Origin of the sequence: Robinsoniella peoriensis (genome assembly GCF_000797495.1) — a bacterium.
Taxonomy (GTDB): domain Bacteria; phylum Bacillota; class Clostridia; order Lachnospirales; family Lachnospiraceae; genus Robinsoniella; species Robinsoniella peoriensis.
The window spans coordinates 333,651-356,427 of the sequence record NZ_JTGN01000006.1 but is presented as its reverse complement, the minus strand read 5'-3'; the positions used below and the strand labels follow the sequence as shown (position 1 = coordinate 356,427).

Annotated in this window: 20 protein-coding genes; 19 read left to right on the top strand and 1 reads right to left on the bottom strand. The window is 34.1% G+C overall.

Annotation, left to right across the window (positions count from 1 at the left end; translation table 11 throughout):
- The first annotated feature begins 64 nt into the window (after nt 1-64).
- The 5 genes from QR40_RS31805 to QR40_RS14310 all read left to right on the top strand — a co-directional run bounded on the left by QR40_RS31805 (nt 65) and on the right by QR40_RS14310 (nt 7,134).
- A complete protein-coding gene (locus QR40_RS31805; protein WP_160295820.1) occupies nt 65-235 on the top strand; it encodes a hypothetical protein in 171 nt (56 codons plus the stop codon).
- A 188-nt stretch (nt 236-423) separates the two neighbouring features.
- Entirely contained in the window at nt 424-2,610 is a 2,187-nt protein-coding gene (locus tag QR40_RS14325; RefSeq protein ID WP_044295661.1) for a peptidase domain-containing ABC transporter, read from the top strand.
- 217 nt (nt 2,611-2,827) lie between these two features.
- A complete protein-coding gene (locus tag QR40_RS14320) occupies nt 2,828-3,754 on the top strand; it encodes an AAA family ATPase (RefSeq protein ID WP_044295659.1) in 927 nt (308 codons plus the stop codon).
- Nucleotides 3,755-3,767: 13 nt separating this feature from the next.
- Nucleotides 3,768-4,961 carry a DUF58 domain-containing protein gene (locus QR40_RS14315; protein WP_044295657.1) on the top strand — a complete coding sequence of 398 codons (1,194 nt, stop codon included), beginning with the start codon at nt 3,768-3,770 and terminating at the stop codon, nt 4,959-4,961.
- A 34-nt stretch (nt 4,962-4,995) separates the two neighbouring features.
- On the top strand, nt 4,996-7,134 hold the full coding sequence (locus QR40_RS14310) for a transglutaminase-like domain-containing protein (RefSeq protein WP_160295819.1): 2,139 nt from the start codon (nt 4,996-4,998) through the stop codon (nt 7,132-7,134).
- A gap of 201 nt (nt 7,135-7,335) precedes the next feature.
- Here the strand turns inward: QR40_RS14310 and QR40_RS14305 are convergent, their stop codons facing one another.
- The gene (locus tag QR40_RS14305; RefSeq protein WP_044295652.1) at nt 7,336-8,451 is read right to left on the bottom strand and encodes a flotillin family protein; all 1,116 of its coding nucleotides are present in this window, start codon (nt 8,449-8,451) and stop codon (nt 7,336-7,338) included.
- Nucleotides 8,452-8,828: 377 nt separating this feature from the next.
- On the opposite strand from QR40_RS14305, the gene QR40_RS14300 reads away from it, so the two are divergent.
- The 14 genes from QR40_RS14300 to QR40_RS29885 all read left to right on the top strand — a co-directional run bounded on the left by QR40_RS14300 (nt 8,829) and on the right by QR40_RS29885 (nt 22,625).
- Entirely contained in the window at nt 8,829-9,599 is a 771-nt protein-coding gene (locus tag QR40_RS14300; protein ID WP_044295651.1) for a LytR/AlgR family response regulator transcription factor, read from the top strand.
- Between the two features lie 26 nt (nt 9,600-9,625).
- Nucleotides 9,626-10,258: a hypothetical protein gene (locus QR40_RS14295; protein ID WP_044295650.1), complete on the top strand. Its 633-nt coding sequence runs from the start codon at nt 9,626-9,628 to the stop codon at nt 10,256-10,258.
- 19 nt (nt 10,259-10,277) lie between these two features.
- Complete coding sequence (locus tag QR40_RS14290; RefSeq protein WP_044295648.1) at nt 10,278-10,736, top strand: hypothetical protein; 459 nt, start codon at nt 10,278-10,280, stop codon at nt 10,734-10,736.
- A 44-nt stretch (nt 10,737-10,780) separates the two neighbouring features.
- Nucleotides 10,781-11,458: a PilW family protein gene (locus QR40_RS14285; RefSeq protein WP_160295818.1), complete on the top strand. Its 678-nt coding sequence runs from the start codon at nt 10,781-10,783 to the stop codon at nt 11,456-11,458.
- Between the two features lie 52 nt (nt 11,459-11,510).
- A complete protein-coding gene (locus QR40_RS14280; protein WP_044295645.1) occupies nt 11,511-11,819 on the top strand; it encodes a hypothetical protein in 309 nt (102 codons plus the stop codon).
- Complete coding sequence (locus QR40_RS14275) at nt 11,806-14,499, top strand: polymer-forming cytoskeletal protein (RefSeq protein WP_044295644.1); 2,694 nt, start codon at nt 11,806-11,808, stop codon at nt 14,497-14,499. Before QR40_RS14280 ends, QR40_RS14275 begins: the two co-directional genes overlap by 14 nt.
- 3 nt (nt 14,500-14,502) lie before the next feature.
- On the top strand, nt 14,503-15,729 hold the full coding sequence (locus QR40_RS14270; protein ID WP_044295642.1) for a type II secretion system F family protein: 1,227 nt from the start codon (nt 14,503-14,505) through the stop codon (nt 15,727-15,729).
- An 11-nt stretch (nt 15,730-15,740) separates the two neighbouring features.
- Complete coding sequence (locus QR40_RS14265; RefSeq protein ID WP_044295641.1) at nt 15,741-16,808, top strand: type IV pilus biogenesis protein PilM; 1,068 nt, start codon at nt 15,741-15,743, stop codon at nt 16,806-16,808.
- A gap of 4 nt (nt 16,809-16,812) precedes the next feature.
- On the top strand, nt 16,813-17,502 hold the full coding sequence (locus QR40_RS14260) for a hypothetical protein (RefSeq protein WP_044295640.1): 690 nt from the start codon (nt 16,813-16,815) through the stop codon (nt 17,500-17,502).
- 18 nt (nt 17,503-17,520) lie between these two features.
- On the top strand, nt 17,521-18,192 hold the full coding sequence (locus tag QR40_RS14255; protein WP_044295639.1) for a hypothetical protein: 672 nt from the start codon (nt 17,521-17,523) through the stop codon (nt 18,190-18,192).
- Nucleotides 18,189-18,947: a prepilin peptidase gene (locus tag QR40_RS32605; protein ID WP_052430859.1), complete on the top strand. Its 759-nt coding sequence runs from the start codon at nt 18,189-18,191 to the stop codon at nt 18,945-18,947. The genes QR40_RS14255 and QR40_RS32605 overlap by 4 nt, the downstream gene beginning before the upstream one ends.
- 13 nt (nt 18,948-18,960) lie before the next feature.
- A complete protein-coding gene (locus QR40_RS14245; RefSeq protein WP_044295638.1) occupies nt 18,961-20,658 on the top strand; it encodes a GspE/PulE family protein in 1,698 nt (565 codons plus the stop codon).
- A 14-nt stretch (nt 20,659-20,672) separates the two neighbouring features.
- Nucleotides 20,673-21,755 (top strand): type IV pilus twitching motility protein PilT, encoded by a 1,083-nt coding sequence (locus tag QR40_RS14240; protein ID WP_044295636.1) that lies wholly within the window; start codon nt 20,673-20,675, stop codon nt 21,753-21,755.
- Nucleotides 21,756-22,028: 273 nt separating this feature from the next.
- Entirely contained in the window at nt 22,029-22,625 is a 597-nt protein-coding gene (locus QR40_RS29885) for a competence type IV pilus major pilin ComGC (protein WP_052430858.1), read from the top strand.
- The last annotated feature ends 152 nt before the right edge of the window (nt 22,626-22,777 follow it).

Below are 22,777 nucleotides of genomic sequence, written 5' to 3'. Positions count from 1 at the left end.
TTACAAGTTTTTATGGTAAAAAAGTAAAGTGTGTTTAAAAATATAATGAATGGAGGTATAAGAAATGAGAAAACTGACAAAAGAAGAAAAAGATTTAGTGCAAGGTGGCACAGTAGTTTATCAATGTTTTGGAAGTGGCCATAAGTGGGGAATGGTATTGTATGATAGTAATGCACTTTTCACTCATTATAAGAAATTTCCAACACATAGCGCAGTTGGTATAGTAATTAATTAAAGAGCAAATAATAATAATTCAAATATGGTTCATTGATAGTGAATTTTTAGTAAGTCTGCTTTGTTTATAAGCAGGCTTACTGGTCTATAGTAAGAAATTTATAAGTTTAGTAAATATATTAAAATAAAAATAGTTACACACAGTTATAACAACTATTATTAATTGAGGGACTTAAAATAAGGAAAAGAATGAAAACAAAATTAATTAAGCAACATGATGAAAAAGATTGCGGCGCTGCGTGTTTAGCTATGATAAGTGCCTGTTACGGATGGAAGGCGCCTTTACTAAGATTTAGACAACTTACCATGACTGACAATCGTGGAACTTCTATAACGGATATTATATCTGGCGCTAATAAGATAAAGATAGATGCAGAAGCATTAAAAGGAAACTTTAATGAACTAAAAGAAGAAATAGAAACTGGTAATATTCATACACCATTTATTGCACATATGGTAATGGATAATGGTTTACAACATTTTGTTGTTGTAAATAAAATTTACGATAATAAAATAACAATATTTGATCCCGGAGAAGGAAAAAATTTTTATTCAATTAAAAAGTTTTGTGAACGCTGGTCTGGTAATGTTATTAATTTTTTTCCATCTTCAGATTTTGAAAAAAATAATGAAAAAAATTATATGTTGCAAATAGTTTTGAAAATTATATTTGAAAAAAAAGGTGTATTATTAAAACTATTTTTAGAATCATTGCTGATCTCATTTATTGGTATTGTTGGTACTTTTATCTTTTCTGTAATTGTTCGATATGTGACATCACCTTATGAGGGGTTAATCAAATTAGAGTATAAATCTTTCTCATTAACATTTCAAATTGAGACTATCATGTTGGCAATAATTGGATTATATATTATAGGATTTCTAGTTCAAATTATGAGAGGGAAGTTATTAGTAAAGTTTTCAAATAAGATAGATTATAGCTTGATGAACAAATACTATGAGCATACATTATATCTGCCGTTAAATTTTTTTGAAACCAGAAAGAAGGGGGAAATCCTATCCCGAGTCAATGATACAACTAATATTCGTAGAGCATTATCAGAAATGACAATAACAATAATGCTCGATGTGATGATGTTAGTTGGAGGAACAGTTGTACTATACAGTATATCTTCTAAACTCTTATTAATAACATGGTTGATGCTCGCAGTTTATGGAGTGGTTTTATTAGCATTTAAAGGAAAAATTAAAGATGTAAATAGAGATATTATGCAGAAAAATAGCAGTACGATATCTTACTTTAAAGAAATCCTAGAGGGTATTGAGACTATCAAATCATGTCAAATGGAAGAGAAGATTTCAAATAAATCAAATAAATTGTTAAAAAGAATGTTTCAAAGTATTCTAAATGGTGGATATTTATATACATATCAAGAAGCATTATCAGGATTTATTTCTTCAGTTGGCATAATTATTATATTATGGGCAGGAATACAAGAAGTAAAAATGGGAAAGTTATTTTTAGGTGATTTATTAACGTATAGTGTGCTTATGAATTATTTCTTATCTCCTGTGCAAAATCTATTAAATTTGCAGTCAGGCCTTCAATCAGCAGTTGTAGCAGCAGAACGGTTAGGCGATATCCTTATGTTAGAAAAGGAAAATCTGACAAAGGGTATACAAAAGGATAAAATTGATACGATAATCAAATTAGAAGAAGTATCTTTTGGTTACAGAACTAACAACCTTATATTGAATAGTATTAGTTTAGATATAAAAACTGGAGAAAAAGTAGCCTTGGTGGGTGAAAGTGGATCAGGAAAATCGACTTTGATTAAATTGCTTATGAAATTTCATTACTTAGAATCTGGTTTAATAACAATAGATGGCGAGGATTTGTCAAAAATTTCAACATTGAGTATACGAAAAAAAATATCATATATATCGCAAAACACATTTTTTTTTGCAGATTCTATTAGAAATAATCTTTTACCATCTGAAGGCAATGTGACAGAGGCAGAGTGGGATAATATATGTAAAATTTGTAGGTTAGAAGATTTTATTGATAATTTGCCTTTAAAATATGATACCTTAATGGATGAAAACGGTAGTAATTTTTCATCAGGACAAAGACAACGATTAGCAATAGCCCGAGCCTTACTTAGAAAACCTGAAGTTTTAGTTCTGGATGAAGCAACATGTAATTTGGATAGAATTACAGAACGACTGGTACAACAGTCTATATATAATTTTAAATCAATGACATGCATCATAATTTCACATAGGCTTACAACAATCGAAAAATGCAATAAGATATATGTGATGGATCAGGGGAAAATTATAGAATCTGGAGTACATAATCAACTGATTAAAAATCATGGAAGATATTATGAATTATGGAATGCGAATAGATAAATTATTTAGGCAAAATGATTTGAAGTAAATTTTAAAAGGTTGGGATATTGCAAAAATTTTTAAATGATTTTGCAGTATCTCTTTTTGGGATTAATAAAAAAAATATTAATTTTGTTTCTTGAAATATACGATAAATAAGATCAAATATGTTTAGACAAATATTATATTTATTAAATAAGTTTGAATATATTATATATTTTTGAAAAGAGGAAAACCAATGAATCAAAAAATTCTACAATTAGTCGGTAATATTGAGCAAGTAATCGTAGGAAAAAAACTGCCTGTCATAAAAGTAGTTCTCGCTATGTTATGCAATGGACATGTTTTAATAGAAGATGTGCCAGGTACCGGTAAAACTCAATTAATACTGGCTTTGTCACAGTCTGTATCCGGTGTATTCCACCGATTGCAGCTGACCCCTGATATAATGCCTTCAGACATTATCGGCTATACTATGATTGATCCAGAGACAAAGAAGATGGTGTATCGGGATGGTGTGGTCAATTGTAATTTCCTTCTGGCGGATGAGATCAACCGGGCTTCGCCAAAAGTACAATCAGGATTGTTGGAGGTTATGGAGGAAAATCAGATCAGTGTGGATGGAAAAACATATCCGCTTCCGGAACCGTTTATTACATTTGCGACTCAAAACCCCGTTGAAAACTTTGGTACCTATCATTTGCCGGAAGCTCAGATGGACCGTTTTTTCATGAGATTATCCATTGGTTATCCGAATCATGCAAGTGAAATGGAAATTCTAAATAAAAACAGTGCAAGAAGCTTAAAATCGCCATTGAATCCGGTATGGAACATTGAAGACGTAACAAGCATACAAAAGGAGGTTGAACAGGTTCGGGTCCAGGACGAGGTTAAAAAATATATTCTGGATCTGGTTCAGGCAACCAGGTCTAATGAGAATGTTTCCCTGGCTGTCAGCCCCAGAGGGAGTATCAGTCTCTTTAAAGCAGCAAAAGGTCTGGCTTATATGGATGACCGTGATTATGCAACACCTAACGATGTAAGAGCAATTGCCGTAGATATCCTGGCTCATCGTATTATCCTTTCCAGAAAAGGTAAGGTAAAATTTAAAGATTCCAGATCGTTTATTAACTATTTACTGGAAAATATTTCAGTGACATCGTAGAAAAGTAAAGATTATGAGAAAAATTAAAATATATAAATTAAAAGAATACGTACTTACCGGTCTTGGAATTATCTTAATAGGCTTGTTTATAAATATGGATTTTGCATTGGTATTCTTAGGAATGTATCTGGCGGCACCAATCTTGTCTATTTTCGGTGCTTTTGTAGTAGTAAGGAAGCTTGAAGTTTCCATTGACATTCATAAAACTATTCTTTTGAAAGGCGAGAAAGGGAAGGTATCGGTAACCGTAACGAATCACAGTCTGCCACCGGTTCTTGGGCTGGAAGTTATTTTAACCGGAGAAAAACATATCCAATATGTAGGAAAAGACCGGTATCATTTATCCATAGGCGGCAGACAAAGCCTGTCATACGATAAGGAATATCAGGCGGTTATGTGGGGAGAATGTTGCCTGAAAGCAGCATATGTAACAATTACAGATTTATTCGGATTTATCAGCTTTCAGGAAATAGTAGCGGATGATGAGAAGGTAAAAAAAACAATCAAGATTGTACCGGATATTCCCGACGTATTGATTGAAGATGAAAACATATGGAATTGCTTCAGGACTACAGATGATTCTAAGGATGAAAAAGTAACCAGAGAAACTATAGATCAGAGATCCTCCATGCCTGGATATGAATACCGTGAATATCAGCCTGGAGATCCGATCAAAAGGATTAATTGGAAATTATCTGAACGCAGAGGGAATTATATGCTGCGCCTGGATGACTATGCCATGTACGCACCTCCGGTTTTTATACTGGATGCTTATGTGGATGCGGATGCCTGGCCGGAGATTCAGAGAAGCCAGATCATTTATAAGGAACAGCGGGTTCTTGAAGGGATGCTGGGAATGATAAAGGAATTTATAGAAAATGGATCAGGCTGTGAATTGCAGTGCTGGCTGGATGGAGAAATACAGCAGCTTTCATTAAATACAATGGAAGATCTGGGGTCTTTGCAATGGAAGATGTCCAGATTTCAATTTGAGCATAACAGCCATCATAGTATAGATCTATATGTTAGGATTCCGGATAACAGGGATGGATGTATAATCTTTACGGCGGGCATGAATGAAAAGCTGAAATCCCGGATAAAAGGTCTGGGAGATCAGGTGATAACGGTAATTGGCGGAGAAAATCTTTTTACTGTACCGGATATGTTTCTGATTACCGAAGAATTTCAATTACAAAGAATTACCTGATGATAAAAGAAAGGGAACATTTATGCTGAACACAATGAAGAGGAACGGGGTACCCCTGGTATATGCTACCTTTGTCTGCGGAATTATATTGACTTTATATATACAGAATATCCTTGTTTGGAGTATAGCTGTTTTAATATTTCAGGCAGTGCTATTTTGTTTCTTTTACATTATTGAAGAAGATAATACCAGAAGAGGAACGCTATACTATTGTCTGGGATTAGCTTCCGTGTTTATCATCGTATGGGTGTGCTGTATGGCAGCAGGTAAAACGGTCAATGAATTCAAAGACATTATTTTTGGCGGCGTTTATACGACGAATATTTTTCTGCAGGCCGGAATCATGGTATTTATATGTTTTGTGATCGGATCGCTGGTTTATTACTGTTCCAATGTGATACAAAATAGTCTGCTTAATTTTTTGATTGTAATTATGCCTATGTTGCTTTTTCTTAAAACAGGCAGAATATTTTCCAGTGTATATATCATAACTCTATGCTTCATGTACTTTATGACAATCCTGCATTGCCGCCAGATGCGGGAAGAGAGCAATTATACATATATAATCACGAAAGAGTATAAATGGTATGCTTTTTTACTGCTTGGCATACTTATTCTTCCGGCTTCTTTGATGCCAAAAGGAAATCTGTCGCCCTTTGGAGAAGAATTCAGAAACCTGGTTATGTTTCAGATGGATGTAAATTCAAATGCAAATCTGGGACACCTGAATAAACAGTCAGGGAACAGCAGTGGAAATGAGGATTTAGATGATCAGATTTTACTATATGTATATGCGGATGAACCGCTTTACCTGGAACGCCAGTTTTATACTTTTTATAACTGGGACAACCATAGCTGGGAAATGAAAGAAAGCGATAGTTTTGAGGGGCTTGATATTCAGCAGAATCCTTTTAATATGGAAGAATTGTATGCTAAAATAGATGAAATTTTATTAAATAAAAAGGAGCTGAAGCAAAGTTTCCCAGGTGTGCAGCCGGAACTTTCTAAAGCAATAAACTCTGTTGAAAAAACGGTTTACCTGGAGCCACTGATGAACTTTACCATGCTGCCTCACCCGCCGTATTCTTATGCGGGTAAATTGGAGATGGAATTACAGCAGCCGGTGTTATGGGATGCGAACAAAATGATGGCAGTCAATGGAAGTACATCATACCCTTACACAGTGAAATATATGAAGAACGAACTGACAGATCCGGAAAAAATATTAAATTTTCTATCTGAACTGAATGAGGATGCATATAACAGATTAATAAAAGTATTTGATGATGAATATGTGGACTATTATGAAGCATTTTCTTTTGCCTATTCAGATCATATCAAAAGACAGTTTGACTATTATCCGGATTATTTAAAAGAAAAGGCATTGGAAATTACATCAACCGCCAAAACCGATTATGATAAAGCAAAAGCCCTGGAAAAATATTTTCATGAAGGAGATTATATCTATGATGCTGCCTATGTACCGCCGGATTACGGACCAGAGTATTTCATGGAGAACAGTAAACGTGGAGCCTGTACCCAATATGCAACGTCCATGGCGTTAATGGCTCAGACACTTGGCTTGAATGTCAGGTACATGGAAGGTTTTAAGGTCAGTGAATATGATGAGAAAAAAGGTGCATATGTTGTCAGGACAAAAAACTCCCATGCGTTTGTGGAAATATTTATTAAAGGTCTGGGCTGGATGGTTTTTGAACCCACAGTATCCTTAAGCCAGGAATATGAAGATAAACCGGCAGATACAGTATCAAAATGGTGGGAAAACATTACCTTTCAAAATATACTGGTTATCATAGCTTTTGTGTCAATAGGTCTCAGCCTTCTTATGATTATCCGGACATTAGGGAGTGAATTATGGTTTCGGTTCCATATATTATTTTGTACAAATGAGCAGTCTGTAAAAATGGTATATCATAGATTATGGAAGATTATTTTAAAGAAAATGAAGAAAAAAACAATACTGGGAAGTAACGATTTAATCCAGAGTGTTCAACGTGGATATGGATATGACTGCACTGTAATCGGACAGATATTTGACCGAAGCACGTATGGAAAAACGCTAGTCTCCGGAAAAGAAAAACGGGAAGTTATACAATGTTATAGACATTTGTACAGATTAATAAAAAAGAAGAAAAACCCAGATTTTGCATAAATAATTAGTAAAAAGACAGCATACAGCATGATTGGATTATACCCGGTTCTAATCTGATTCCATCATCATTTTTCTGGGGGATAAAGTTGAAGGCAGGGTGTGAACAGCATTGGTCACACCCTGCCTTCTTTGGAACTATCTATTTCCCGCCATCTGCACGTCCCACTTTGCGGCAAGCCATTCTCATTACAGGATAAAAAATTAATTCTCTTTTGTCTCTCCGCTGTCAGATTCTGAATCATCTTCATCAGGCTGTGAATTTATAGTTTCAGTAAAACTGTACAGATAGTCAAAATCAGACAAATCTTTACACAATTCAATATATTGAAGTGAACTTTTATCAATCAATGAACGGAGACCCTCATACTCAGTACGAGCACAGCTTACAATATGTTCAACCTGATCTTCGGCACGGCCGATAATCTGATCATGCTTTTTATTAGCCAGTTCCAGCTTCATGTTTGCTTCAGTTAATATATTTGCTGCATCTTCTTTTGCTTTAATTATAATCCGCTCTGCTTTTTCATTTGCCTGATTTTCGGAAGTCTCTATTTTAGCTTTTGCTTCGTTTAACTGAGCTTCAATAGAGGATTTATAACGCTCTGTCTCCTGCATCATAATTCCATTTTTCTTCTGTAGTTCCAGTGCTTGTTCAGAGGCTTTTTCCTGTATGTAAAGAGCTTTCTTTTCAGCTAAAGCTAAAACCTTCTGAGCTTTTTGGTTAGCGTTTGTTATAGTTTCTTCTGCAGTTTTTTTCGCTTTTGCCATTTCTGCATCTGCAAGATTCTTAATATTATCAAAATATTTTTCTGCATTTTCCTGAGCAGTAGAAAAAATATCAATCATTTTTTCAGTCTTCGGAACACGTGTATTATTTGCTGATAAATCTTTTCTTAACTGATTCACCTGGTCTTCTAAATTAGCAATCTTTTTTAAATGAGCCTTTTTTTCTTTAATTAAATTCTGTATATGGTTATTCATTCTTTCAGGATCATATTTAGGCGGTCTGGATGTAATGTCCTGGCCTGCAGTAAAAGGTTTCCTGGATTCTGAGTCCGGTGATTTTTCTTTGATGGATTCATTATTATTAATATTATTCTGTGATGCTTCGGGTTTCGTGGGGGAAGTGGGTTCAACCGGAAGTTTGTCATTTGAAGTAAGAAGATCTTTTTCCGATTTTTCTGAGCTTTCCTGTGTATTTTCAACTGTTTTTGTTTCGGAATTTGACTGGTCAGTTTTTTTTTGAGATAAATTATAATCTTTTACTTGCATACTTTTGTCTTCTTTTGATTCTTCTTTGAGGTTTTCTAGATTCATGAACTTTGTACTCCTTTGTGTTTTTTATATTATAATCGACAAATTAAATTATTAGAGAAACAGTATATACAATTTAAATTTTTTCCTGTATTTTAAATTCGCTATGCAATTGAATCATGAATTATGATCGCTTGGAATGAAAACAGAACTTTAAAATTGATAATACAAAAATACCATATTTATAAAATCAATGCATGGAATTGTATTAAAAAGCAGTTTTTATGTGTTAAAACAGAGTTGAGGAGGTTCTGATAGACTATTTTTGTTGTAAATTATAAAAATATGTCGATAAATTTTCTATTCAGTACATATAGAGCAATAAAAGTACTATTATTTGTTAAAATAATATCTTAATGAAATCGGGAAGAAATGAGGCTATGAAAGATAAAGAAAATGAGTTACAAGAGTTGTGCGACAAAAATATCAATATTTTAATGTGCAATGAAAATGAATGTCTGATGGAATCATATAAATATTTGATTAGTTATTATGCTGGTGTGCATGGGTATAGTGTTGATATTGCTGTTTATGAAAGTGGCAAAGAAGCACTTTTTTGTGAAGAGGATAGGGCAAAAACACTTGATTTGATTTTTATAGGGTGGGAATACCGATATATTAGAGGGATTAATATAGCCCGGACCTTTCGTAAAAATGATTGTGAGGCTGAAATTATTTTTTTAGGGGCAGAAATAGAAAATATCCTGGATTCTTTTCAAGTGAATCCCTTTTACTACTTTGTAGAAAAGGTTGTAACACATGAAAAGTTTGAAGAAATAATCATGAAATGTTTTAGCCGTATTATTGAAAAGAAAAGTAATTTACTTTGTTTTACTCAAAATGGAAAAGTAAATAGGATTAGTTTAAACCGAATTGTTTATTTAAAAGTAGAACATCGGGTAACACAGATTTATTGTCAGGATAAACAAGAATTCTCTTTTTACGAAAGCTTAAAAAATGTGGAACAAAATATAAAAAAAAATAATTTTGTAAGAATTCACAGAGGTTATATTGTTAATTTGAATTATGTTGATTGCGTAGACAAAGGAGAACTTTATATGATCACCGGTGAGAAATTACCTGTTGCAAGAAATTACAAGCAGGATCTTTTGGAGAGGATGATACAGCAGGAAAAAACAATACTGCTGTGAATTAAAAAATGGAAGGTAGGAGGAACATGCTAAACAAGAAAGGATTTACCATCCCAATGGCGCTGGCATTAATGCTGTTGTTAATGGCATTTGCAGGAAGTATTCTTTTGGTTGCCAGTTACAGATATCAGAGTACTTATGTTCGTCAAAAACAGGATCAGCTATATTTATATGCAACAGCCTTAGTTGATGATGCAACTAAGACTATAGAAGATGGAAAATTAAATCAACAGGTTGCTCAGACTATACAAAATATGATTAGAACAGACGTTACTGGTAAATTATCAAATTATGCAAAAGAGTATAATTTTCAATTTAATTTGGGAAAGGATATGAGCGGTAATGATCGATATCTGGATAATACATTTATTCAAAATGAACTTGGAAAAATTTATGTGGAAATGTCTGTTATATATGAGCCGCAGGGGCCAGGGCAGCTGCTTCCGGATGAACCAAAAAAATACATAAAAATTGGCGATCGGTTAAAAGTGGAATACCGTATTATGATTAAAAATATGGAATACCGCATTATAGCGGACTATTACTGTTCTGCAGATAAGAATAAAAATCCTGATGGTTCAGCTATTGATACACCTCAAGATTATGTAAATATGAAATGGAAGTTGAATAAATATATTGGAAAGATATATACAACATAATTATGGATGGAGGCCTATTATGTACAGAAAAATACAAAAGCTAATACTTAATAAAAAAGGTTCAATTTTAGTTGAGACTTTATGTGCGTTTGCAGTTCTGACATTAGTAATAATCTTTTTTTCTTTAAGTGTTACCAGTGCTACTATTCTGTTTCGTAAATCATCTGTAGTATCCAGTGAGTGGGAAAGAATATTTAGTAAAACAGTGGAAAAGGATTATTCAACATCTGTTACAAAAAGTCCATCTGCTTTTAATGTTGTTATGTATATGAATAATATAAATAGAGAAAATATAATACTTGCTGATAATACAGCTTTAGGTACTGGAATGATTGATGTAGCATCAATAAATGGAGGTAGCATACCAAGTGTTATTCTTATTAGTAATAAAGCTTTCTATAGATATGAAGAACTTGTAAAGACAGAAGCTGCCGTTTCAGGTGGAAATGCATATATTTATACAATTGGAGATAACTGAGATATGTGTATTAAATGGAGAAGGTGATGAATATAAAGTGTAGAATGATTCAAAAACATGGTTTTACTATAGTAGAATTTATTGTTGCCATGTCAATTATGTCAATATTTTTCTTGGGAGTTACGTTGATTTTATCCTCTGGAAGTAAAATATATCTTACAGAAACTGTGATTTGGAATAATGAAGAAGCAATTACAACAATTATGGATGATATTACAAATTATGTTATGTATGGAGAGGATGTGCGCGTATTCTATCGCTTATCAGAAGGAGAAACAAAGGTTGCCGGTAAAATTGTTGCGGGCGCAAATGCAGGTTGGTTTACAGAAGGAACAGAAGTATATCTTGATCCTAAGGATGATAACAGGCTCATTTTTGATGACATGAATGGAACAAAAAATGCAGTAGCCCTGCCAGGGTCCGGGACTAATGAACAATTAACGTCAGGCGCAGAATTTTATGGTAATGGAATAGACTTAGGGTATAAAAAGATCTATCTGGTTAGTAAAAAACTATCAGATGGAAGTTATATTGGAGAATCCGTTTATGGACTGTCATTTGGCAGTAAGTATTACAGAGGATTAAATCTGAAACTGCAGATCATTGATAAAGGAATTGTAGCGGGGGCTGCCAAAGGCGTTTATATGATTAAGCTGACGGGGGTAGGAAAAGTGGCAACAGCCACATCGGTAGTTTCGGTGAAAGCATTAAACACGAAATAAGTTTGCTGCAAGCTTTAATAATGGTTAATAGATGCAGGAAAGGAGACAAGCCATGTCTGATCAAAAACAGAATGAAATCGAGGCTAAGATTATCAGGCTGCGTGATTTGGAAGAAAAACAGAAACGAAATTTTAAAAGAGAAAAGCAAAGAAAAAAAGGATTCATAGGAATTGGAATCATTTTATTAATTGTTTTGATGATATTTGCAATTATTCAGGTTACTTATATAGCAGGACAATATTATACTTTGAAGCGTCAAATTAATATTATGGATGAGCAAATAAAACAATTGGCCTCAGATATGCGACTGCAGGAGGACAGAATAGAAGAAAGGAATATAAATAAGAATGGGGAAAAGTAAAATGAATAAAAATAAAATATTTACTTCTGCGAAAAAAGTTTTTAAATCCAGAGAGGGATTGGAACAGGAAGAAGTGCTGGATATTGAACAACAGGATATAGCGCAGGAAATCGAACAGTTAAGAGCGGAAATAAAAGCTTTTTACCTGGAACATCCGGATAAAGATCCTTCAATGCCGGACAAAATATATGTAAAAGATATGAATGAACTGGAAGAAAAAATAACAGAGCACATCCCCAAAAAAGTAGTGGAAGATGAAATTGTTATAAAAAATATAGTTGAACAGGATGGACCTGGGGGGGCAAGTCCTTTGGATTTCAGCCGAATGAAAGAATACGACTTGCCGGATGAATACAGAAGTCAGGTTTTTTCACCGAATATAGCAGATGATGAAACTAATCAAGAAAAGGACAGTGTAACAGATTACATAGATAAGAAATCAGATACGGATACAGTCAAAGAGTTATTTGGTGAAGAACTGTCCAGAGATATGCAAAGTACAGATGGGGAAAAAACTAGTGAGGTTGAAGATGTTGACATAAAAGAAGTTCAAGTTGATCTTAGTTTATTAAAAGAAAGTCTGGATCAAGATTTATTGCAACAATTACAGGAACAACGTATTGAAAACGAGCAGGATGAAGAGCTAAAAAATAAAATATTTACGCACCAGGGAATTGATAAGTCTAATAATTATTCAATAGCTGATGAAGCCAGTAGAGAAAATTCTAATCAGGAAGAAAACGTAAAATTGCAGAATCAGGACAATGATGATACGAAGAATATGAGCGATTTATTAAGTAAGCTTTTGTCAGAAGGAAAATTAGAAGCGGATCTGCATAACGAGGATAATCAGGAAGGAAGTGCAGATTTATATATACCTGGAATGAATGTAGAATATGAGGAGGAAAAAGATATTGAAGGTGATGGTATAGATATACCAAATCCTGATAAAGGAGAGAATTTATTAAAAAGAAATGAAGAAGAAACACGAGATAGTCATGATAGTAATCTTTCAGATTTATTAAGTGATCTGTTATCTAAAGACCAAGACAATGCCGATAAAGACCAGACGGTAGATAAGGGGCTGGATACAGAAGACTATCATAACAGGGTATTTATATCTTCAGTTAAAGCAGCTAAGAAATTACCAGGATTAGAAGAACAATCTATGGAGGCTAACCGAAAAGGGGAGATGAAAGAGGATTACAAGTCTGACGAAAAGGTTATCTTCCAGGAGTACGGGGGAGATGATGAGCAAGCTATAGAAATTAATCTTGATAATCTTATCAAAGATGACTCTGATATGAAGAATCAAAATATTGGTATGGTAGACGAAAAACAGGATAATAAATCTGCTGATATGAAGAATAACGATCTGATAGAGGACAGTTTAAAATCGCTTTTAAATTCGGACAATGAGAGTTTGAAAGATATTTTAACAGAAGAAAATTTAGAAGAGAAAGACTTGGATTTAGGAAAGGAAAAAGGAGACACTTCAACAGAGCAGCAGGATCAGGAATGTAATATAAAGAAACCATTACATCAGCAAGAGAACTCAGATGAAGATAAAGTATCAATTTTAGAAGGTACGGAAAATGAGCAAAATAAGAGTTTTGATTATGCTGGAAAAAGGATCATAGAAGCTGAGAAAAAAGAATTTGCAGAAAATGATAAAGGGAATGTAGAAAATAATATAGAGAATATTTTAAACTCATTATTAGATGATTCCGAAAATGATGTAGAAAAGGATACTGATAAAGATGAAAAGGATATATTGACAAGGGTTATGGAATCTACAGATGATCTTGAATATGTTAAAGAAACTGAATTAAAAGACGTGAAAGATCAGGAAGCAGTTGTACCAATAGAAAATAAAGGAATGCTATTAAATGAAGCACCTCTCGAAAAACAGGATAATATAGAAAACATACTTGATTCATTAATGCATGTTACAGGTTCTGATTCGACTGAAATACAGGAGAATGGAGCGTTGACTAAAGATAGTTTGAAACTGACAGAACAAGAGGATGAAACAATGATCCCAGGCATCCAGGATAGAATGCAAAAAAAGAAGGATGATCCCGTTGCTTCAGTTTTACCTGAGAAGAAAAAAACCAATGCTAATAAAATACCAGAAAATAAAAATGATGCAGATAATAAAAAAATAGCTGCAGAGTTAGTAAAATCGGATCATTCCATTCATGCTGTTAAAGTGTTGACAGAAGAAAAGAGGCAAAGTCTGTTAGCCAGGCTCTTGCAGAAAATCAAAAATATGTTCAGGAAAAAGCCCAAGATGGAAATCATTAGTCAGGAAGCTGCCATAGATGAAAGCAATGTTTACAAAAGCCAGGAAAAAGAGACATTTATTAATGGACTAATTACAGGTTCAGTTAGCGGAGATAACGTAACACTAAACCCTTTGGCTGTTGTTAAGAAAGATGTTATTGCTCAGGGAAAGGTTCTTTGTCTTTCGGGTGCAGCAATAATGGGAAAGGTGAATTGTGATTCCATCATTGTAGAAGGGACAGTATTTGGTGAGATTGAAGCTAGAGGAAAGGTAATAATTAAGAATGATGCTTTGGTGTTAGGAAATATTTATTCATCTGATGTACGTATAACTCAGGGTGCGATGGTTCAGGGAGACATCTTTTTTAAAAATCCGGAAAGAAAGGGGAAATAGTTTATGGCAAAATTTCGATATACAGCTAGGGATGTAGAAGGAAAAGTTATAAAGAAATATGTGGAAGCAACGAATTATGCAGATGTTTACGACAATATTGAAAAGAATGGATTACAGCCGGTTAAAATTATTCAACTCGACAAACAGGAAAAACAAACTAAATCGAAAAAACTTTCGCTGAAAACAGTAACTTTATTTTGCAAGCAGTTTGGATCCATGCTATCTGCTGGTATTCCTTTGGTTAAAGCATTTGATATATTGAAAGTGCAGGCAAAGCAAACGGGACAAAGGCAGTTGTACAGAATATATAAGAATATTTATCAGAATATTCAAAAGGGTATGTCTTTGAATGAATGTATGAGAGTAGAGGGGGATGTATTTCCCCCTATGTTAATTAATATGGTAAAAGCAGGAGAAGCCAGTGGTAATCTTGATATTGTTATTCAAAAATGTGGTGTATATTTTGAATCACAGCATAAGCTAAAAAACAAAATTAAATCAGGTTTATTATATCCTAAAATATTGCTGGTTTTATTAGTGTGCATTGTTGTAGGTTTGTTTACGTTTATTCTTCCTAAATTTTTTGATGTATTCACTCAATTGGATATGGAACTGCCTGCAGTTACACAAATCGTCGTGTCTATTAGTAATTTTTTTATTTCAAAATGGTTGTATATTGTAATAGTAATTGTGGCTATCTGGTTATTGTTTACCATATTAATGACAAATTATCAATTTGCTTTTTATATAGACCAGATAAAAACTCAATTACCAGCTATTAAAGTAGCCACTGAAAAAGTAGCAATTGCTAATTTTAGCAGCACTATGGCGGTACTTTATGGAAGTGGTGTATCTATGTTGGATTCTCTGGAAATAGCGTCTTCTATATTATCTAACAGATATTATGAAGATCGGTTTAAGTCCGTGATCAAGGCAGTAGAATCCGGAAAAATGCTTTCCGCGTCTCTGGATAAAGAAAATATATTTGAACCAATGTTTACATCATTGATGTATGTAGGTGAAGAAGCTGGTAATTTAGAACAAATTTTACAGGATATATCTGAATTTTATATGAGTGAGGCGGAAGAAGCTATTGCAAGAATGGTTACATTAATTGAACCTATAATTTTAGTGGTAATAGGTTTATTACTGCTTGTAGTTGTGGCTGCAGTTATATTACCATCCTTTTCTCTTGCTTCACAGGTTACTGAAATGGCACAAAATAATTAAGGAGGCATTTTATGATTGGAATTGAAATGACAGGCAATAGCATTCATATTGTATCCGGATTCCTGACAGGAAAAGGTGTCAGAATATCAGATGCATTCAGCATACCTACTCCATGGGGAGCTCTTAGAAATGGATATATAAAAAATACCAAAGGATTATCTTCGGAATTAAAGGGGGCATTGTTGGATCACAATCTTATTAAGGAAAAACAGGTTTGCTTTGTTGTAGATGGTACAGCGTTAAAGAGAAAAGAAGTAGAAGTACCTGTTGAAAAGCGAGAAATTATATTACAGATAATGCAACGGGAAATGGGAGAATTAATTGCTGATGAAGACCATATTATTGACTACATAGTAAAAGAAGTTTTTAAGAAAAACCATAAGAAGTATATGAGATGTATATTATATGCTATCCCTAAAATTTTTTTAAGAGATTATATGGGCCTTTGTGAAGAGAGCAATTTAAATCTAAAAAATATAGATACTTTGAACGAATCAATTATAAAACAATTGGATAAAAAAGATAAAGGTATTATAAAAGAACAAATTACGGTCTCAATGAAAACGAAGAAAATAAAAAAAACAAATAAAAAGAAAGCTAATTCAATTGAAAACTTTGAGGGAGAGTCAGAGATTGAATCAAATGAATATAAACGTGTTAGCATTCAGGGTAAAGTAAAATTATGGATAGGGCTATATTATGAAAAAATCAAGATAATGACAAATGGCATTGATGGGGATATTTTTACAAAGACAATCATGTTGGAAGGATTGAATACAAATCTTGGTGAAGACACTGAATATGAATCAGAAATTGAAGCTGAAAAAAACATGATGATTCTTTATATCAAAGAGATTAAACAGTTTATTGCATTTCAAAAAAGTGTTTTACCGGATCAGCCAGTAGAAAATATATATCTGTACGGGGAATTTTCTTTGCTTGCTAAAATGTGTGAGTTGACAGAGGCAATGGTGGATCTTCCAACTACTTTTATTAGCATTCCCAAAGCGGTTAAGGGAATATCTAGTACAGATTATCCTAAGTACGCAGGGGCAATTGGCTGCCTGTTAAGGAGTTAAAATTATGAGAATAAATCGAAGAGACAGGGATATTAATTTTTATATTAGCTTGCATGAAAGTGATAATCCCGAAAAATTAAAAGCACGTCGTTCAAGTAATGCAGTGTTTCTTGTATGTGCATTGATGTTGGGAGGCGTTATGATAATTTATGCGATGGCATGGAATCAAAACCTACAGGTTGAGCGGCAAATCGCTAGTACTAGAAATTATATACAGGATGAGAATAATTTAAAGCTGTATAATGAAAAACTGGCAATTAAGGCGAAGGCAAAGAAGATTGAAGATTACAACAATGCATCTGCACGATATTTAAAACAGTTAGAAAACAGTGCCCGTTTCTCAAATAAGTGGGTTGATTTTTTTACTACAGAAATGGCTGCAACAATTGGCAGCGAAAGTGAAATTAATAGTTATCGATATACAGGAAATATACTATCTTTAAAATGTACAACATATGATGAAAAAAATCCAAAATTGTTTGCTCAGCATTTAAGTGAAATGAAAAAGAAAGACGGTACAATAATGTTTTCAGATGTAGAATATACAGGTTTTGATTATCAAAAGGGTAATTTTGGTGAAATGACATATAATTTTGACCTAAAGATTACACTTTGGCAGGTAGAAACTGCTACCACAAAAGAGTCCCAACCTGAAGCAGCAGAAACATCAAATCAATCAGAGTCTGAACAGTAGATAAGGAGGGATTAAATAATGAATTTTTCTGTCACGGAAAGTCAAAAAAAGCTTATTATGCTTCTTTTTACAATTATGTTCAGCGTCTTGATCATTACCTTAGGGGTACAATCAGTCTATGACAAAATCAAAGTAAACAAGGAAGAACTGACAACATTAAAAGATCAGGAAGATGGGATTCGTGGAGTTATTGAAGATGTTACAATTGAGTCAAATTATGAAAAATTAAAAAAAGAAAGTAAAATGACTTTTGAACAAAATTACAAGAGTTTTAAAGCAAATGAAAAAATTGAAGAAATAGTTACCGGATTGGGATTAAAACTGAACGCAATTAATATTACACCTTATATAGGTGTGGATTCGGTTACTTATGAACAAAGTATTGTGCAACCTAAAAGTATGAAAGAATATACAGAAATGCAGACAGATATGTCAGGAGAATTAATGAATCTATTTTTGGTTTCGCAAATATCAATTCGGTTGGATGTTAATGATGACCAGTGCTTACAAGTAATTAATGCTATTAATAATATACCGCCGGAAGGTCTGGGGGAAAAAAATAAAGAACGGTATTGTCTTCAGATACCTTCTGTTGAATATCAACCACAGGGAGAGGTTGTGCGGGAAGTGACTTTACAGGTAAATATGTATGGTATGACACCGCCACCTATTGAGGAGGAAGCACAGTGATTGATTTAAGTTATATTATTTTATATGCAGTTATTGCTGGGATTATAGTTGGCAGTTTCTTAAACGTATGTATTTACAGAATACCCAGGAATATTTCTGTTAATGGAAATCATGGTAGGTCCATGTGTACGGATTGTAAGAAAACTTTGCGATGGTTCGATCTGATTCCAGTTATCAGTTATTGTATATTAGGAGGAAAATGCAGATTTTGTAAAAAGCATATATCTCTTCGTTATCCGGTCATCGAACTTTTAAATGGAATTCTATGGGGAACTGCCGCTTATATTTGGGGAAAGAGTTGGAATACAGTTTTATACTGTATTTTCTTTTCTGTTTTACTCATAGTTTGTATGATTGACTGGGATACAATGGAAATTCCTTATCGTTTTGAATTTATTATATTTGGACTTGGCGTGGCTTCTGTTTTAATGAATGGGACAGAAAGTATATTAGATAAGATTATTGGTATTTTTGCAATCAGTGTGCCTATGATTCTCATAACTTTATTATGTGGAGGGTTTGGAGGAGGAGATATTCAACTGATGGCTGTTTCAGGTTTTCTGCTGGGCTGGAAAGCTAATATTGTTGCAATGCTGGCAGCTGTGATTTTAGCAGGAATCTATGGGATTGTTATTATCATTCATAAGAAAAAAAGAAAATTGAAGATACCTTTTGGCCCATTTCTATCTTTTGGTCTTATATTTGCTTCTATCTGGGGAAATAAAATTTTTGAATGGTATATTAGTCTATATTAAAGGAGGCAAATTTATGGTTAATGAACAAAACAAAAGTTTGGAAATGATATTGGTTAAAATGGGGCTTTTGAATGAAGAGGGATTATTAAAAGCAGTAGAAGCAAAGAAAGCAAGTCCCCAAAAAACCTTGAGTACCATTCTATTAGAAAGAAGTATTATTTCGGAGTTTGATTATATCCGGGCTATGGGAGTTAAGTATAATTTGCCTCTGGTTAACCTTGCAGCACAGAAAATATCTCCGGCAATCCTGCGATATATATCAGAAGAAGATGCAAAAAAAAATGTAATTATACCTGTACATGAAACAGAATACTTACTACATGTTGCAACAGACAATCCTTTTAAACAGGTTCTATTTGAAAAACTCAGTCAACTTTGTGGTAAGCAGGTCTCAGTTTTGCTGGCAACTAAAAATGATATTGAAGAAGCAATCCGGCAAAACTATATTCAACAAAGTGTAAATAATATTATGGCACAGATTGAGGAAGAATTTGGAAAAGGAGAAGAGGTAGAGGAAGAGATTTTTACATTTGATGATGATAATCTGCAAAATGATTCAATTGTGAAAGCGGTAGGGGTAATTCTGGAACAGGGTTATCAGAGGAAGGCAAGTGATATTCATATTGAGCCTATTGAAAATTATGTAACTGTCAGACTTCGAATTGACGGCGAACTAATAGAAACTATGTCATTTGCGAAAACAGCATTTGGACATCTGTTAAGCCGCTTTAAGGTCCTTGGTGGGCTGGATATCGCAGAGAAACGTCTGCCTCAGGATGGAAGGATGAATGTTCTTTTAGATGGAGAAAAGGTGAATATGAGAATATCTACTCTCCCTACTATATTCGGAGAAAAGATTGTTATTCGTATTCTTGGAACGAGTAATCCCGAAGATATTCTGGGTATAGAAGATCTGCATATGGGACTGAACCAACCCAAATTTGAAAAAGGTTTAAATGCCCCAAATGGAATTGTCTTAATTACGGGACCTACTGGAAGCGGAAAAACAACTACAGTTTATGCTGCGCTAAAAATGTTGGCAAAATCCACAATAAATGTAATCACAGTAGAGGATCCTGTAGAGAAGATTTTGCCAAATATTAATCAGGTACAGGTAAATACAAAAAGCGGGCTTACTTTTGCTACGGGGCTTCGTTCTATTCTCAGACAGGATCCGGATATTGTAATGATAGGAGAAATCCGTGACGCGGAAACTGCCGAGATCGGAGCAAGGGCAGCAATAACCGGTCATCTGGTTATTGCAACTATGCATACAAATGATGCAGCATCAGCATTTATGCGGTTAATCGATATGGGGGTGGAACCGTATATGGTTGCATCCTCAATTGTCTGCGTGGTAGCACAGAGACTTGTAAAAAAAATCTGTAAATATTGTAAAGAAGAGTATACTCCAGAACAGGAGGAGTTGGTGGAGTGGGAAGGAGAACTACCTGAAAGATTACATCATGGAAGGGGATGCCCAATGTGCAATAATACTGGATATCTGGGCAGAATGGCAGTTTATGAGATTGTAGAGATGGATAATAAAGTTAAAAGATTTGTTGTACAAAAGGCTGAGAGTTATGTCATTAAAGAATACCTTAAGGAGGAAAAGGGATTTCTTGATTTGGGACTTCATATGCAGGAATTAGTGAAACAAGGCATTACGACTGCTCAGGAATTGAAAAAAATAAAAACATCATTAGATTAAAAGGGGTTGGAATCATGAATAACGAAATTGAGAAAAGGCAGATCATTGATATTCTTCTGGAAACTTGCAGGGATTGGAAAGTATCAGATCTACATTTTACAAAAGGGCTTCCACCTATTATGCGAATTCATGGAAGTTTAGAAAAAATGAAAGAAGTAGGTATTTTAAATGAAAACCAGATACGGGCATTGGCAGATTCTATGTTGGTGCAAGTGAAAAAGAGATATGTATTTGGGCAGGATGTGGATTTTTGTTATGTTTCTTCAGATGGAAACCGGAACCGTGTTAATATTTACACGCAATATGGCAGCCCTGGCATAGCAATACGTTTGCTAAATGATACCATACCTACAATGGATGAATTAAATCTGCCTGAATTATTTAAAAAACTTGCTATGTATCCAAGAGGGCTTTTACTTGTAACCGGACCAACAGGAAGTGGTAAATCGACAACATTGGCATCGATCATTAATTATATAAATATGAATAAACAATGCCATATTTTAACCTTTGAAGATCCTATAGAGTACAAGCATGAACACAAAAGATCTATGGTTAATCAAAGGGAAGTGGGAAGAGATGTAGATACATTTGCAGGTGCTTTAAAGAGTGCGCTTCGAGAAGATCCTGATGTGATTCAAGTTGGAGAAATGCGTGATCTGGAAACTACTTCTGCTGCAATTACAGCAGCAGAGACAGGACATTATGTTCTATCTACATTACATACGACAGGAGCAGCCAGCACTCTGGACCGTATTATTGACCAGTATCCGGCAAGCCAGCAGGATGAGGTTAGAATTCTTTTGGCACAGGTATTAAGAGGGGTAATTACCCAGACTTTAATTCCTAAAGCTGATGGGACTGGAAGAATAGCTGCATTTGAAATCTTATTGTGTAATGATGCCGTATCAAATATGATACGTGAAAATAAGTGTCATCAGATTGCATCCGTATTGCAGACAGGTCAGAAGGCAGGAATGCAGTCATTGGATTTTCATATAGCAAAATTAATACAGTCTAATATTATAACTTACGATGCAGGTATTGAACGGTGTGTTGACAAGCAGATGGTTAACAAATATCTGGTTAATAAGTAAAAAAATGTTCATATTTGCTTTTTGAGATATAAAATTGATGTTTTTATGTCGAAAAAACTACCTTTTAGTACATGGACAATAAAAGCATTACACTATATAAGCGATTGAATACAAAAATGGTAAAAAATCCGTTTTTTTTGTTATTTTATATGAGTAGCTGGCAGTAATAATTTACTGAAGCAAAAAATGTATCTGAAAGAAAATGGAGGGAGGAAAAAAGATAAAGATTAACAGATACAAACGATTATAAATTAAAAAGACGGAGGATAAGAAATGCAAAAATTAAGAGAAAAATTTAAGAACAAAAAAGGTTTCACATTGGTTGAAATGATCGTGGTATTAGCAATTATTGGTATCTTAATTGCTTTGGTTGCACCTAATGTTGCAAGAATTATTAAAGATGGTCAGGAAACTGCTGACTCTGCAAGAGCAAAGAACTTTATGACGTCAGCTCAGGCATTTGCTACACGTAATGTGGCAGCAGGTCGTGCTATTGATGTTACAGGTGGTACTCAGTATACAGGTACAACAGTTTATACAGTTAAGCTTGATAGTACCGATATGGATGATAACTTATTGACATTCTTTAGCGTAGTTCCTGTGCCACCGGCTACTACTGTTCCGGCAAAAGATCATTTTATTGCAGCTGGCGGAGATGCATATTTTACCCCAAATGATTTAAAAGGCACTGATGAGATCTACTTATATATTACAAGCGAAGGTGCTATTATGGGTGCAGTATATGCTAATGGTGGAGTTGTAAAAGGTGTTTCAGGTGTATCACCAGATACAACGGTAACAGAGTTTAATACAGCAACAATGAGAAATGGTGCTATTGCTGCTTCGGGTGAAATTACAGTTGCACCATAAGGAATAATACATAGACATTTATATCAAACAGCAGGAGACTTCTGGCGCAACACCCCAGAAGTCACTTGCTGGCTTTAAATGAATGTTTCGCAAATCTTCCCCTTTCTCCCTGTACAACGGGGAGGGCGGAGCATTCATTTAAAGCCAGCAAC

Coding starts and splice junctions, on each gene's coding strand:
- QR40_RS31805 (WP_160295820.1), top strand. CDS start 65: ATGAGAAAACTGACAAAAGAAGAAAAAGATTTAGTGCAAGGTGGCACA.
- QR40_RS14325 (WP_044295661.1), top strand. CDS start 424: ATGAAAACAAAATTAATTAAGCAACATGATGAAAAAGATTGCGGCGCT.
- QR40_RS14320 (WP_044295659.1), top strand. CDS start 2,828: ATGAATCAAAAAATTCTACAATTAGTCGGTAATATTGAGCAAGTAATC.
- QR40_RS14315 (WP_044295657.1), top strand. CDS start 3,768: ATGAGAAAAATTAAAATATATAAATTAAAAGAATACGTACTTACCGGT.
- QR40_RS14310 (WP_160295819.1), top strand. CDS start 4,996: ATGAAGAGGAACGGGGTACCCCTGGTATATGCTACCTTTGTCTGCGGA.
- QR40_RS14305 (WP_044295652.1), bottom strand. CDS start 8,451: ATGAATCTAGAAAACCTCAAAGAAGAATCAAAAGAAGACAAAAGTATG.
- QR40_RS14300 (WP_044295651.1), top strand. CDS start 8,829: ATGAAAGATAAAGAAAATGAGTTACAAGAGTTGTGCGACAAAAATATC.
- QR40_RS14295 (WP_044295650.1), top strand. CDS start 9,626: ATGCTAAACAAGAAAGGATTTACCATCCCAATGGCGCTGGCATTAATG.
- QR40_RS14290 (WP_044295648.1), top strand. CDS start 10,278: ATGTACAGAAAAATACAAAAGCTAATACTTAATAAAAAAGGTTCAATT.
- QR40_RS14285 (WP_160295818.1), top strand. CDS start 10,781: ATGATTCAAAAACATGGTTTTACTATAGTAGAATTTATTGTTGCCATG.
- QR40_RS14280 (WP_044295645.1), top strand. CDS start 11,511: ATGTCTGATCAAAAACAGAATGAAATCGAGGCTAAGATTATCAGGCTG.
- QR40_RS14275 (WP_044295644.1), top strand. CDS start 11,806: ATGGGGAAAAGTAAAATGAATAAAAATAAAATATTTACTTCTGCGAAA.
- QR40_RS14270 (WP_044295642.1), top strand. CDS start 14,503: ATGGCAAAATTTCGATATACAGCTAGGGATGTAGAAGGAAAAGTTATA.
- QR40_RS14265 (WP_044295641.1), top strand. CDS start 15,741: ATGATTGGAATTGAAATGACAGGCAATAGCATTCATATTGTATCCGGA.
- QR40_RS14260 (WP_044295640.1), top strand. CDS start 16,813: ATGAGAATAAATCGAAGAGACAGGGATATTAATTTTTATATTAGCTTG.
- QR40_RS14255 (WP_044295639.1), top strand. CDS start 17,521: ATGAATTTTTCTGTCACGGAAAGTCAAAAAAAGCTTATTATGCTTCTT.
- QR40_RS14245 (WP_044295638.1), top strand. CDS start 18,961: ATGGTTAATGAACAAAACAAAAGTTTGGAAATGATATTGGTTAAAATG.
- QR40_RS14240 (WP_044295636.1), top strand. CDS start 20,673: ATGAATAACGAAATTGAGAAAAGGCAGATCATTGATATTCTTCTGGAA.
- QR40_RS29885 (WP_052430858.1), top strand. CDS start 22,029: ATGCAAAAATTAAGAGAAAAATTTAAGAACAAAAAAGGTTTCACATTG.